The 13,995-nt window shown below is 61.2% G+C and carries 9 protein-coding genes; 3 read left to right on the top strand and 6 right to left on the bottom strand.

Annotated features, from left to right (window positions below):
- Positions 1–245: 245 nt before the first annotated feature.
- Complete coding sequence (locus KP001_RS13390; RefSeq protein ID WP_217286124.1) at positions 246–2,288, top strand: sodium-translocating pyrophosphatase; 2,043 nt, start codon at positions 246–248, stop codon at positions 2,286–2,288.
- 553 nt (positions 2,289–2,841) lie between these two features.
- Here KP001_RS13390 and glgA read toward each other — a convergent pair.
- From glgA to clpB, 4 genes are all read right to left on the bottom strand, one after another.
- Positions 2,842–4,404 carry a glycogen synthase GlgA gene (gene glgA / locus KP001_RS13385; protein ID WP_217286123.1) on the bottom strand — a complete coding sequence of 521 codons (1,563 nt, stop codon included), beginning with the start codon at positions 4,402–4,404 and terminating at the stop codon, positions 2,842–2,844.
- An 87-nt stretch (positions 4,405–4,491) separates the two neighbouring features.
- Complete coding sequence (locus KP001_RS13380) at positions 4,492–5,751, bottom strand: M48 family metallopeptidase (protein ID WP_217286122.1); 1,260 nt, start codon at positions 5,749–5,751, stop codon at positions 4,492–4,494.
- Positions 5,752–5,865: 114 nt separating this feature from the next.
- On the bottom strand, positions 5,866–6,759 hold the full coding sequence (locus tag KP001_RS13375; RefSeq protein WP_217286121.1) for a DNA-binding protein: 894 nt from the start codon (positions 6,757–6,759) through the stop codon (positions 5,866–5,868).
- A gap of 116 nt (positions 6,760–6,875) precedes the next feature.
- Complete coding sequence (gene clpB / locus KP001_RS13370) at positions 6,876–9,470, bottom strand: ATP-dependent chaperone ClpB (protein ID WP_217286120.1); 2,595 nt, start codon at positions 9,468–9,470, stop codon at positions 6,876–6,878.
- A 248-nt stretch (positions 9,471–9,718) separates the two neighbouring features.
- On the opposite strand from clpB, the gene KP001_RS13365 reads away from it, so the two are divergent.
- Positions 9,719–10,276 (top strand): hypothetical protein, encoded by a 558-nt coding sequence (locus tag KP001_RS13365; protein ID WP_239027987.1) that lies wholly within the window; start codon positions 9,719–9,721, stop codon positions 10,274–10,276.
- A 298-nt stretch (positions 10,277–10,574) separates the two neighbouring features.
- On the opposite strand, the gene KP001_RS13360 is transcribed toward KP001_RS13365, so the two are convergent.
- Positions 10,575–11,648 carry a branched-chain amino acid aminotransferase gene (locus tag KP001_RS13360; protein ID WP_217286118.1) on the bottom strand — a complete coding sequence of 358 codons (1,074 nt, stop codon included), beginning with the start codon at positions 11,646–11,648 and terminating at the stop codon, positions 10,575–10,577.
- A gap of 217 nt (positions 11,649–11,865) precedes the next feature.
- On the opposite strand from KP001_RS13360, the gene rpoH reads away from it, so the two are divergent.
- Positions 11,866–12,717 (top strand): RNA polymerase sigma factor RpoH, encoded by an 852-nt coding sequence (gene rpoH, locus KP001_RS13355; protein ID WP_217286117.1) that lies wholly within the window; start codon positions 11,866–11,868, stop codon positions 12,715–12,717.
- A gap of 148 nt (positions 12,718–12,865) precedes the next feature.
- Here rpoH and KP001_RS13350 read toward each other — a convergent pair whose 3' ends face one another.
- Positions 12,866–13,882 carry a peptidylprolyl isomerase gene (locus tag KP001_RS13350; protein WP_217286116.1) on the bottom strand — a complete coding sequence of 339 codons (1,017 nt, stop codon included), beginning with the start codon at positions 13,880–13,882 and terminating at the stop codon, positions 12,866–12,868.
- Between the last annotated feature and the right edge of the window lie 113 nt (positions 13,883–13,995).

Genomic DNA, 13,995 nt, shown 5'->3' with positions numbered 1-13,995 from the left:
ACAGGGCACCCGGGGGTTGTCACACCCTCACTCCGGTCGGGCAGGTCAGGTTCTGCCGGAGCAGACGTATGTGTGGTAGTGGGGAAGTATACGCGGAATTGATAAAAATATTTTAAGAATAGTCCAGCGTGGATATGAATTAGATTGACAAAACGGGGCGTTTTCGATAACAATCACCCGTTTTTATGACTGTGTTGGAAGGCACGCCTTTTTTGAGGCATATCCAAATAGGAGGAATTTTTTCAATGGAACAGTATGCAGTAGTCTTCGCCCTGGTCTGTGCCGCGGCAGCAGTCGCCTACGGCCTCATCTCGGCCCAGTGGATCCTGGGGCTGCCCCAGGGTAACGAGCGGATGAAGCAGATCGCAGCCGCGATCCAGGAAGGCGCCGGCGCCTACATGAAGCGTCAGTACACCATCATCGCGGTGGTGGGCGTTGCCATGTTCGTGGCTCTCTTCGCCTCCCTTGGCTGGATGACCGCAGTCGGCTTCCTGGTCGGTGCAGTCTTCTCCGGCCTCACCGGCTTCATCGGGATGTTCGTCTCGGTACGCGCCAACGTGAGGACCACCGAGGCTGCCAAGTCCGGCATCCACAAGGCTCTCAACGTCGCTTTCAAGGGCGGCGCCATCACCGGCATGCTGGTCGTCGGTCTGGGCCTTCTGGGCGTGGCTGGCTACTACATGTTCCTGCAGGCCGTCATGCCGGGCGCTCCGGTGAAGGACGTTGTCAGCCAGCTGGTCGGCCTCGGCTTCGGCGGTTCGCTGATTTCCATCTTCGCCCGTCTGGGTGGCGGCATCTTCACCAAGGGCGCTGACGTCGGCGCCGACCTGGTGGGCAAGGTCGAAGCGGGTATCCCTGAAGACGACCCCCGCAACCCGGCAGTTATCGCTGACAACGTCGGCGACAACGTCGGCGACTGCGCCGGCATGGCTGCCGACCTCTTCGAGACCTACGCCGTTACCCTGATCGCCGCCATGCTGCTGGGCGCAATCAGCTTCGGCAACCCGGGCGCCGTCAGCTACCCGCTGATCCTGGGCGGCATCTCCATCATCGCCTCCATCATCGGCACCTACTTCGTCAAGCTGGGCGCCTCCGGCAAGATCATGGGCGCTCTCTACAAGGGTCTCATCGCCTCCGGCGTGATCGCCTGCATCGCCTTCTACTTCGTCACCGTGCAGATGTTCCCGCAGGGCCTCGCCGAGGCCAACGGTGCGGTCATCTCCTCGACCAACATCTTCATCTCCGCCATCGTCGGTCTGGTCGTTACCGGTGCCATCTTCTGGATCACCGAGTACTACACCTCCACCGAGTTCGCCCCGGTCAAGCACATCGCCGAGGCTTCCAAGACCGGCCACGCCACCAACATCATCGCCGGCCTGGGCATCTCCATGAAGTCCACCGCTCTTCCGGTCATCGTCATCTCCGCGGGCATCATCGTCGCATCCAACTGCGCCGGTGTGTACGGCATCGCCATCGCCGCTGTCTCCATGCTCTCCCTGACCGGCATCGTCGTCGCCATGGACGCCTACGGCCCGATCACCGACAACGCCGGCGGCATCGCCGAGATGGCCGAGCTGGACGATTCCGTTCGCGCCGTCACCGACCCGCTCGACGCGGTCGGCAACACCACCAAGGCGGTCACCAAGGGCTACGCCATCGGCTCCGCAGGTCTCGCGGCCATCATCCTGTTCACCTCCTATGTCCAGGAGCTGACCATCGCCGACAAGACCTTCTCCCTCTCCGATCCGAAGATCATCGTCGGTCTCTTCATAGGCGGCATGCTCCCCTACTACTTCGCCGCTATGTGCATGGAAGCCGTCGGTAAAGCAGGCGGCGCGGTCGTCGACGAAGTCCGTCGCCAGTTCCGCACTATCGCAGGCATCATGGAAGGTACCGGCAAGCCGGACTACGCCGCCTGCGTCGACATCGTGACCAAGACCGCTCTCAAAGAGATGGTTATCCCGGGCCTCATCCCGATCCTCGCCCCTATCGTCGTCGGCTTCACCCTCGGCCCCAAGGCTCTGGGTGGCGTCATCGTCGGCTCCATCGTCACCGGTATCTTCGTGGCCATCTCCATGACCACCGGCGGCGGCGCTTGGGACAACGCGAAGAAGTACATCGAGGACGGCTACCACGGCGGCAAGGGTAGCGAAGCCCACAAGGCTGCCGTTACCGGCGACACCGTAGGCGATCCGTACAAGGACACCGCCGGCCCGGCGGTCAACCCGATGATCAAGATCATCAACATCGTGTCGCTGCTCATCGTTCCGCTGTTGAACAAGATGTAGCACCGGCTTTTAGCTGAAGCGAAAAAGGCGTCCCGGATTTCCCGGGGCGCCTTTTTTGTTAATTAATAAATTGATTGCGCTAGAAACGATCCGGAATTTGTACTGTTTCGTTCGGAATAGTGCAATCCTGGACGAAATTCCACTATTCTGACGGAAATAGTACAATCCTGGATGAAATAGCACTATTTGGTTTGGAATAGTGCAAACTTGGTCCGGAATAGCACTGTTTCGTGTGGAATAGTGCAAACCTGAGCCGGAATAACACTATTCCGCTGGAAATAGTGAGATCTCGGGACTAGTTTGCACTATTTTCTTTGGAATAGTGCAAAACCAGTTGGGATTGCACTATTTCGCATGACGATGGTGAATTGTTTGGCGGAAGTGTGAAATTCCGCGCGCACGGGAGCTGTTACGCACGGACAGAGCCGCGGCGGGCTTCACGACTGGCGTAGATGTAGGGAAGGTGATCGCTAATGATTTCCTGCATGGCTTGTTGCGCGGGGGGGGGCGCAGATTCCGACGGGAGCCGCGTCTAAACCGTTTGGTCCGGTCGCTACGCCTGGGGCTGGTATCCTTCGTTTTTCTCCCTCGATGCTTTTTCCCTTGCGGGAGTTCTCTCTGCCATAGCCTGCCTCAACTTCTCTTCGCCAAGTTTCCTCTTTATTCCCTCCAGATAGAGCCGCTCGTACTTCTCGGCGGCATTCTCCCAGGTGAAACGTTTTGCCATCGCGTTTTGGCGCAACGCCGCTATCCCTTCCGGATCGTGATACCAGGTGTGGACTGCCCAGCCGACCGTGTCGAAAAGCGCGCCGGCGTCCGGGTTCCAAAACTTGAAGCCGTCCCCGGTGCGCTCTGCGGCGTTGAAGTTCTGCACGGAGTCGTCCAGTCCGCCGGTCGCGCGCACGATGGGAAGGGTGCCGTAGCGCATGCTGTACATCTGGTTCAAGCCGCAGGGTTCGAAAGCCGAAGGCATCAGGAAGAAATCGCAACCGGCCTCGATGCGGTGGGCCAGGCTGTTGTCGTAGCCGATGCGGCAGGCGAAGCGATCGGGCCGGTCCGCCGCAACACCGCCGAAATAGAAGTGGGCCCAAGGCTCGCCCGCACCGAGAAGAACCAGTTGGATGTCGAGTTCGAGAAGTCGCGGCAGTGCCTGCGCCAACACGTCGATCCCCTTCTGTTTCACCAGGCGTGACACCATGCCGATCAGCGGCACGTCCTCGCGCTCGGGAAGCCCGAGCGAGCGCTGCAACTCCCTCTTGCAAACGCCCTTGCCGCCCATGTCCCGGGCGCTGAAGTTCGCGGGGAGGAAGCGGTCCTCTTCCGGATTCCATTCGTGGTAGTCGACGCCGTTCAGGATGCCGGAGAGTGTCTCGGAGCGCTGGCGCACCACTCCTTCCAGTCCCCAGCCGTACTCGGCGGTCTGGATCTCTCTCGCGTAACCTTCGCTGACCGTGTTCAGCATGGTGGCGTGGTAGATCCCCCCCTTGAGCAGGTTCACCTGGTTGTCCATCTCCAGTTCCAGGAAGGTGAAGTGGTGCCAGCCGATGCCGAGAACATCCATGGCCCCCTCGTAGAAGCTCCCCTGGTGCTGCATGTTGTGAATGGTGAGCAGCGAGGCGGCCTGCGCGAGGTGGTGGTCGTGGCGGTACCAGGTATTCATCAGCACCGGCACGGCAGCAGTGTGCCAGTCGTGCGCGTGCACCAGGTCGGGGGGGAACTGGAGCATCTTGCAGAGCTCGAGGCTCGCCTTGGAAAGGAAGATGAAGCGGTTGTCGTTGTCGAGGTACCCCTGGTTGTCTCTCTCGTAGAGAGAATCGCGCCCGTAGAAATCTTCATGCTCAAGGAAGTAGATCGGGACGTTCGAGCCGGGCATGATCCCCTGGTACACGCCACAGTACATGTTGCCGATGATCCCCATGGGAACGACCAGGACGCCGGGGAGTTGGCGCAGCTGGTAGCGCTCGCGGTCCACCTTGTAGTAGCGGGGCATCACCACGCGGACGTCGTGACCGCGCGCTTCGAGGTACTTGGGGAGGGCGCCGACCACGTCGGCCAAGCCCCCTTCCTTCGCGAAGGGGACCGCTTCTGAGGCGGTGATCAGGATGTTCAGACGCATTACGATCGGCTCCTGTTGCTGGTCTTGTGCCGTTAGGCCTCACAAAAATACCAGAACAAGATGTAACACGCAATGAGGTTGTGTTAATTATTCCGACGCTCGCTCCGTCTTCATGCCGCGCAGCGTAGCCACCCGGTCCACGACCGGCGGATGGCTGTAGTAGAAGGCCGCGTAGAGCGGGTGCGGGTGCAGGTTTGAAAGGTTCTCCGTGGAAAGCTTCACCAGTGCAGAGGCGAGTGCATCGGGGGCGCCGGACAGGTCGGCGGCGAAGCGGTCGGCTTCCCACTCGTTGCGGCGTGAAAGCCACGAGCCGATGGGAGTGAGCGGGAAGGAGACGATGGAGAATATGAAACTGACCATGAGGATCTGGGCCAGAAACGACGCCTCCGGGAGACCGAAGAGCTGCGGCAGCCCGCCCCAGGCGATAACCTGGTGCACCAGGAAGAGGAGTGCCAGCGCGGCAGCCTCCATGAGCAGCAGGCGTTTCCAGATGTGTCCCTTCTTCCAGTGCCCTGCCTCGTGCGCAAGGATGGCGAGCACCTCGGGGCGCTCCATCTGCTTGAGGAGCGTGTCGTAGAGGACGATCCGCTTCACCCGGCCGATGCCGGTGAAGTAGGCGTTGGAGTGCAGGCTGCGGCGGGAAGCATCCATCTGCTGCACGTCCTTCACCCTGAGGCCGGCCTTTTGCAGCATCTCGCGGATCTCCTCCTCCAACTCCGGGTCCCCGAGCGGCTCGAACTTGGAGAAGAGCGGCTCGATGATGTACGGTGAGGCGTAGATCATGACGATGGAGAAGATGGCGAAGAAACCCCAGACCCAGAGCCACCAAAGCTCCGGCGAGTGCCGGACCAGCAGAAGTGCAGCGCTGATCACGATGGCGGTGAGGGCGGCCGAGATCAGGGTCGACTTGAGAAGATCCGAAAGCCACAGTCCCGGGGTGGTGGTGTTGAAGCCGTAGCGCCGCTCCAGGCGGAAGGTGCTGTAGAGCGAGAAGGGGATGTCGAGAACCTCCTGGATCATGGTGAGGACCAGCATGAACAGCACGCCCCGGAGTACGAAGGAGCCCGTGAGCGATGCGATCCAGCTGTCGTAGAGCGGTAGCAGCGGGGTAAACATGAAGATGAGCAGGAGGGCGCTGTCGTAGATGGAGTCAACCAGGGCCAGCCTGCTCTGCGCCAGCGTGTAGCTCGCGGATTTGGCGAGCGCCTCGGCGTCGACGGCGTCCGCGAACCCTTCCGGCACTGTGCCGCCGTGGCGCCGAAGGTGGCGCAGGTTCAGGTAGCGCAGCAGGCAGACCGCCGCGAATCGTGTGAGGTAGAGGGCGATCAGCAGAGTGGTGGTGGACATGGTTATTTCCCCTGGAGAGTTCGAAAGGGCAGCCGTTGGCGCTTCTGCGCCGAACTATTAAAAAAGGCCCTCCGTGTGGACGGAGGGCCTTTCCTTACTTGAGCGCGGCGCGTGTTACTTCTTCACGCTCCCCTTCTCGATGATGGCGGTGTACTTGTAGCCGCCGCCGAAGTCCTTGTCCTTGGCGAGGGTGCCGGAAACGGTGATTACATCGCCCTCTTCCGCGTTGTCGGTAGTGGTCACGACGAGGTCGTTGGTCTTCTTCTTGTCGTTACCGGTGCCGTCCTGCAGGTGCAGCCAGTTCTTGTTCATGATACCGTTGGCGACCTTCACCACCTGGCCGCGCACTACGACCTGCTTTCCGTTCAGGGAGCCGCGCTTGGTGAAGATCTCCTCCACGGTGTAGGCGTTGGCGCCGGCTGCTTTCTCTACCTTGATCTTCTCGCCGGGGGCGGCCTTTTTGGCTTCTTTGGCCGGCTTGGCAGCTGCACCCTTCACTTCCGGCGCGTTGCAGAACAGGATGAGTTCGAACGTGCGGTTCAGGGTCTTGCTCTGGAACTTGTTCATCGGCATGCAGCCCTGGAAGGTAAGCGTATCGCCAACGCGGGTTTCGAGGACCGGGTAGGCAACCCAGGTCTTGGTGCCGTCGGCGACTTCGAGATTTGCGTAGGTGTAGCCGCCGCCTGCCATGGTCTCGATGACCTTGCCGGTCGGGTTGGCGTTCACCTCGGCCGCCCCTGCTTCGGCGGGAGCCGCGCCGCCCATCATCATGGAATGGCCGCTCTTGGACATGCTCTTCTGGATGGCTTCGACTTTCGACTCGGCTTTTTCGGGTGCCTTGGCAGCGGTGTCGGCTTTGACCTCGGCCTTCTCGGCAGCTTTCGGCGCCGCGACCGCTTCGACCTTGGCATCAGCCTTCTCGGGTGCCTTCGGTGCGTCAGCACAGGTCCCGGCCACCGGCAGTGCCAGCGTGACGAGGACGGACATAATGGTGGAATAACGCTTCATGCAAACTCTCCCCCGCATCGAAATGCCGCTTGAGCGGCGCAAAACTGAAGCTTTGCGCCGCGTACAATAGCAGCTTAAGGACAAAATATCAATTTGTTAATTTTTGCTTATTGTATTCACTGCTTCCTGGCGATGACCAGTGTTGTCCCGTCTCCCGCCACATCGACGCCGACCGTGTCGCCGGGGCCGAATTTCCCTTCCAGCAGCATGAGCGCCAGCGGGTCCTGGATTTTGCGCTGCAGGGCGCGTTTCAGGGGGCGCGCGCCGTAAGCCGGGTCGTATCCCTCCCGGGCCAGGAATTCGCGGGCCTGCTCGGTGACCTCGAGGCCGATGCTCTTTTCCTCAAGCCGTTTGGTCAGCGACTGCAGCTGAATGGAAACGATCTCCTTGATGCGCTCCAGAGGAAGCGCGTGGTAGATGACGATCTCATCGACGCGGTTCAGGAACTCGGGCTTGAAGGCTTCGCGGAGCGTCTCCATGACCTCGGACTGCATCTTCGCGTAATCGGTGGCGCCGTACTGCTGAATCCACTGGGATCCCAGGTTGCTGGTCATGATGATCACCGAGTTCTTGAAGTCGACCGTCCTTCCCTGCCCGTCGGTGAGCCTGCCATCGTCTAGGATCTGCAGGAAGACGTTGAACACCTCGGGATGCGCCTTTTCGATCTCGTCGAAGAGCACGATGCAGTAGGGACGGCGTCGCACCGCCTCGGTGAGTTGCCCCCCCTCCTCGTACCCCACGTATCCCGGAGGGGCTCCGATCAGGCGGGCCACCGTGTGCTTCTCCTGGTATTCGCTCATGTCGATGCGCACGATGGCCTGGTCGTCGTCGAAAAGGAATGACGCGAGGGCGCGTGCCGTCTCGGTCTTGCCGACCCCGGTCGGCCCGAGGAAGATGAAGGAGCCGATGGGACGGTTGGGGTCGGAGAGGCCGCTTCTGGCGCGGCGCACGGCGTTGGCGACCAGGGTGAGCGCCTCGTTCTGGCCCACCACCCGGCTTTTCAGTCGCTCTTCCATGCGCACGAGCTTCTCGCTCTCGGTTTCCAGCATCCGGTTCACCGGGATGCCGGTCCACTTGGCGACCACTTCGGCCACCATCTCGGCATCCACCTCTTCGGGAAGCATCTTCCCTTCCTTCTGGATCTGTTCCAGGGTGAGGCGCTTGTCCTCGATCTCCTTTTCGATGGCGGGGATTTCGCCGTAGCGGATCTCGGCGGTCCGGGCCAGAAGGCCGTCGCGTTCGGCGCGCTTCGCCTCTTCAGCCTTGTTCTCCTTGCGCTGCTTCAGCTCGCCCAACTCGGCCAGGATGTTCGTTTCCCTTTTCCAGTGGCTGTTCAGTTCGTCGGACTGCGCCTTTAGCGCGGCAAGTTCCTCTTCAAGCTTCTTGAGCCTTTCAAGCGACTTCGGATCATGCTCGCGGAGCATCGCCTCGCGCTCTATCTGGAGCTGGATGACACGCCGGTCGATCTCGTCGATCTCCGTCGGTTTCGAATCGAGCTCGATCCTCAGCCGGGAGGCTGCCTCGTCGATCAGGTCGATCGCCTTGTCCGGGAGGAACCGGTCCGTGATGTAGCGGTCGGAAAGGGTCGCGGCTGCGATGATGGCGGAGTCCTTGATCTGGATCTTGTGGTAGTTTTCGTACTTCTCCTTCAGGCCGCGCAGGATGGAGATGGTCTCCTCCACGCTCGGCTCCCCGGCGTAGACCTGCTGGAAGCGCCGCTCGAGGGCGGCGTCCTTTTCGATGTGCTTTCGGTATTCGTTCAGTGTGGTGGCACCGATGCAGTGCAATTCGCCGCGGGCGAGGGCGGGCTTCAGCATGTTCGACGCGTCCATGGCGCCTTCCGCGGCACCTGCGCCGACCAGGGTGTGCATCTCGTCGATGAAGAGGATGATCTTGCCCTCCGAGCGCGCAACCTCCTTGATCACGGCCTTGAGCCGCTCCTCGAATTCGCCGCGGTACTTGGCGCCGGCGATGAGGGCCCCCATGTCGAGCGCCATGACCACCTTGTCCTTGAGCGTCTCGGGTACGTCGCCGGAGACGATGCGCTGGGCAAGCCCTTCGGCGATGGCGGTCTTGCCGACCCCAGGCTCGCCGATCAGGACCGGGTTATTCTTGGTGCGGCGGGACAGCACCTGGAGCACGCGGCGGATCTCGTCGTCGCGCCCGATCACCGGGTCGAGTTTGCCTTGGCGGGCCAAGTCGGTCAGGTCTCGGCAGTATTTCGCCAGCGCCTGGTATTTCTGTTCCGGGTCCTGCTCGTTGACCGCCTCGCCTCCGCGCAATTCCTTGAGGGCGGACAAAATGCCGTCGCGGGTCACGCCGTTCTGGCTCAGGAGCCTGCCACTCGGGGTGTCCTTGGAAGCGACCAGCGCCAGCAGCAGGTGTTCCGTGGACACGAACGAATCGTGCATCGCATCCGCTTCCTTCTGGGCCTGGTCCAGGACGCGGTTGAGGGCAGCCGAGAGCCCGACCTGCGCACCGCCGGTCACCTTCGGCAGGCGTTTGAGCACCTCGTCCACGCTCTCGCGCAGGCGCGGCAGGGGAGCGCCGATCTTCTTGATGAGGTCGGGCACGAAGCCACCTTCCTGGTTGATGAGGGCGAGCAAAAGGTGCTCGGCTTCAATGCTGGGAGCCGACATGGCGAGGGCGTTTTCGTGCGCCGTCGCAATCGCTTCCTGGGTCTTCACGGTCATTTTCTCAGGTCTGATCATGGGTTTCCTCCTAAGTCTTAAAAGAAGATAGGGAGGGGAGGGAGGTGTGTCAAGGTAGTCGACGGTTTTTAGCCTGGCGTAACCCGGCCCGACGGAGAAACGACCATCGTGGCAAGGCTTGTAGTGCGCGACAAGATATGGCATTATCCGGCAGCGTAAGAAAGCCGCAGTTCAGAACGGGCGGACAAGATCCGGCAGGTGCTGGTAACGGCGTTGAGAGGCTTTGCAGGGGAGCGGAGTTGGCAAAGGTGAATCGCAAGGATAACGGAGTTGGCGAGAAAGAGTATCTGGATGCCGAGGCCGAACTCGACCTGGCGGCTGATGACGAGCTGGATGACGACCTCGATCTGGCGGCCGACGAGCATCTGTTCTATGGCGAAGATCCAGACGAAGTTCTCGATGATGACCAGGACGACGGCGAGGAGTTGGTATGGGACGCCGACGAGTTGTCGAAGCCGGTCGCGGCCACGCCGGGATGCGCGGTCAGTTTCTTCCTGGATAACAAGCGCCATCACGCCATCTGCCTCGCCGTGATCGGTGACGAGGTCCTCCTCGAGCATAAAGACGCCACGCGCTGCTTCCTGTTCATCGCCAAGATAACGGAGATAGTGCCGCGCATCCGTCGTGGCGTGGTCTCCGCCACCATCACCGTGGGCGCCTTGAAGCGTTGCCGCTACCGGTCGGTCCCGAAGAAGTGGCTCCAGGAAATGATCAGGGCGGGCCAGACCTGGAAGGGAGTCGAGGGGCCAGGCAAAGTCGCGCCGGCTCCGGGCGAACTGCTGAGCGGCCAGATGGAGCTCTTTTGAAACGTGGCGGCGTGTCGATCTTCGGCTAGTCCTCTTCGGCTAGTCCTCTTCGGCGAGTCCCCTCTCCCTCGGGGAGAGGGTGCCCAACGGGCGGGTGAGGGCGTCGCCACGAAGCGAAAAAAATGCAGCTGCCGACACCCTCACCCTGTCCTCTCCCAGGGGAGAGTGGATGTGGCGAAAGATCATGCGATGCGGATGTCGATAGGATGCGCGCGGGGAAGGGACAACGTGGTGGGAAAACGTGAAAGGGGACAGGCTTAAAAGTAGCCTGTCCCCTTTTCTTCTGCGTAGACGTCGGTTATTTTACTTTTCTGATCCAGCCGAACTTGTCTTCGATCTTGCCGGTCTGAATGCCGGTCAGGGTGTCGTACAGGGTCTGGGTGTGCTTGCCGACGCCGCCGTCGCCGACCTGGACGGTCTCACCGGCATAGCAGAGGGTGCCGACGGGGGTGACCACCGCGGCGGTGCCGCTGCCGAAGGCTTCGGTGATCTTGCCGGCCTTCAGGTCCCGCATCAGGTCGTTCACGTCGATCCTGCGCTCCTCTATCTTGAGCCCCAGGGACTTCGCCAGGGTGAGCACGGAGTCGCGGGTGATGCCGTGCAGGATGCTCCCCTCCAGCGGGGCGGTGACGATGGTGTCGCCGTAGGCGAAGAACATGTTCATGGAGCCCACTTCCTCGATGTAGCGCTTGTGCACGCCATCCAGCCAGAGCACCTGGTCGTACCCTTTCTTCTTGGCCTCGAGACCCGCCTTCAACGAGCTGGCGTAGTTCCCGCCGGTCTTGGCTTCACCGGTGCCGCCGGGGGTGGCGCGGACGTACGTGTCCTCGACCATGATCTTCACGGGGTTGAAGCCGGCGGCGTAGTAGGCGCCCACCGGGGAGAGGATGACGTAGAAGTAGTAGTGGTCGGAGGGCTTGATGCCGACGTGCGGCTCCACCGCGATCATGGCGGGACGGATGTAGAGCGAAGTCCCCTCGCTCCCCGGGACCCATGCCTTCTCCTGGGCCACCAACTGCTCGATCCCCTTCACGAAAAGCTCTTCCGGGACCTCGGGCATGCAGAGCCGGTCGGCGGAGTGGTTGAAGCGGCGCGCATTCATCTCAGGGCGGAACAGGGCGATGGTGCCGTCCGCCCACTTGTAGGCTTTGAGCCCTTCGAAGATTTCCTGCGCGTAGTGCAAAACGAGCGCCGCGGGGTCGATCTGGAACGGCTCGTACTTCTTGATGCGCGCATCGACCCACCCCTGACCCGCTTTCCACTCGACCAGCAGCATGTAATCGGTAAAAATCCTGCCGAAGCCGAGCTGCGACTCGTCTGTATACTTGGCCTTCTTCTCCCCCTCGCTAATCGGTATTACCCTGATCTCCATGTGGCAGAACCTCCGGTTTTTCGGCGCCAGGCGTCGCTTTATTTCGAACTTTTCGTTTACCACATTAACTGCGGGGCGTGCAAGTAATTTAACCCCGCATATTATCGGGACATCCCCTTGATTTTTTACATGGCACTTGCTATATTTATTAGCGCTCAAGAGTGGAGAGTGCTAACAAGCAGGAGGCAAAACCAGCACTCACAAGGGAGAGACCAACATGACGCACGCAATGCCGGTACCTATAGACAGCCTTACCCTGTACCTCACGGAAATCAACCGTTTTCCGCTTCTGTCGGCGGATGAGGAGATGGATCTGGCCTGCAGGTTTCGGGACGAGGGGGACCTGGAGGCGGCTCACAAGCTGATCACCTCCAACCTCAGGTTCGTCGTGAAGATCGCCGGGGAGTACCGCTCCTACGGCATGAAGATGCTGGACCTGATCCAGGAGGGGAACGTCGGCCTGATGATGGCCGTCAGGAAGTTCGATCCCGCCAAGGGGGTACGTCTCATCTCGTATGCCGTGTGGTGGATCAGGGCGTACATCCAGAATCACATCATCTCCGCCTGGAGCCTTTTGAAGATCGGCACCACCCAGGCGCAGAGGAAGCTCTTCTTCAAGCTGAACCAGGCCAAGCAGGCGATTATCAACATGACCGGCGAAGGGGACCTGCATGCCGCGGCCATCTCGCTGGACGTGAAGGATGCCGAGGCGCAGGAGATGGAACAGCGCCTGAGGGGCGAACTCTCGCTGGACGTGGAGATGTTCGAAGGGGAGGGGGCGACCTTCCTCGAGAGCCTCCCCGACCTGCGCCAGAACCAGGAGGAAATGCTGGCCGAGCGCCAGGAGACCACCATCCTGGAGCAGACCGTGGCGAGCGCGCTCGAGAACCTGAACGAGAAGGAGCGCTTCGTCATCGAGCGCCGGGTTGCGGCCGACCAGCCGCTCACCCTGCAGGAGATAGCCGACCACTTCTCCATCTCCCGGGAGCGGGTGCGCCAGATCGAGGAAGGGGCGCTCAAGAAGATGAAGCGCTTCCTGACCCCGCTGGTCGTGGATCAGGCGGCTTAAACGTAAAAGGGGCATCCCGAGAAACAGAAATGGCGTCTTCCACCCGAAGACGCCATTTTTTTACCTTTTTAGCGGCAACTTTTTCACGGTGCCCCATCTCCTCGCGTGAGGGCGCGGTAGAGGGTGGTTCTCCCCGGATCCCACGATTTCAATAAACGGCGCCGCCAGGTTCCAGCTTCGCCGTGTCGCGCAATCGGGCCACATACTCCGCCACCAGTCGCCGCATCTTCTCTCTTTTGAGATAGGCGAGAATCTCCGCTTTCGCCTCGTCGTAGCTTTCCAGGCGCGGGCCGCGTCGCTCGGTCACCTTCACGATGTGGAACCCGGACCCGGTCTGCACCACGTCGCTTACCTCTCCCGGTTTCAGAGCGAACACCGCCTGTTCCAGCGGCGGGGAAAGCTCCCCTTTTTTGAAGAAGCCGAGGTCGCCTCCCCGGGCCTTGCTGGCGCAGTCCGAGTGCGATTGGGCCAGGATGCCGAAATTCTCTCCCTGCCTGACCCGGTGCAGCAGCACTTCCGCCCTCTCGCGTGCCCTCTCGCGATCCTGCTCCTGGGCCCGCTCCGCTACCGTTACCAGGATGTGGCTCGCCCGTACGCTGCTCCCGGTCTTGAATCTCTCCCGGTTCGCCTCGTAAAACTCTTTTGCCTCGTCTGCGCCGATGCTGATCCGCGACCCGAACCTGGTTTCCAGGAAATGGCCGATCACCAGTTCCTTGCGGATCATCTGTTCCCGTAACGGTTGGGGCAGTCCCGCTTTTTCCATGCCGCTGGCGTAGCTCTCGCCGCCCTGGCGCCTGGTGCGGTCGAGCGCAATCGCCTGCGCGACCTGTCGCTCCAGGTCCACGGCTTGGGACTTCTGCGCGACCTGGTACAACAATTCCTCCGACACGAGCCCTTCCAGGGCCTCCTTCTTCAGCGTGCTCAGAAGCTCTTCGGGTAACGGTTGGCGCAACCCCCTTTTCTCGACGAGGTCGCGCACCGCGCGATCCAGTTCCCCCCGGTTGATCACCCTGCCATTCACCCTCAGGACGGGGGCATTCGGGGAGCCTTGCCGGAGCGGAGCCTGCCGGTGCTGTATCGGTTCAGTCGTGTTACGGGCGGCCAGGGCCAACAGTAGGAGCGTTGTCGCGAGCGCCGCAGCGACCACTCTTCTCCAACGGGACATGCATTCCTCCGGGCGGTATCTACGTCGGTTACGCCTTACTGGACAGCAAGAGGCATACCCGCCGCGCCGGTGGATTGGGAGGGTAGGGAATACAAGGGCTTACGGAGTTTTGG

The organism is Geomonas subterranea, from assembly GCF_019063845.1.
In the GTDB taxonomy this organism is placed as follows: domain Bacteria; phylum Desulfobacterota; class Desulfuromonadia; order Geobacterales; family Geobacteraceae; genus Geomonas; species Geomonas subterranea.
The sequence above is the reverse complement of the archived record's forward strand: the minus strand, read 5'-3'. Positions and strand labels throughout refer to the sequence as shown.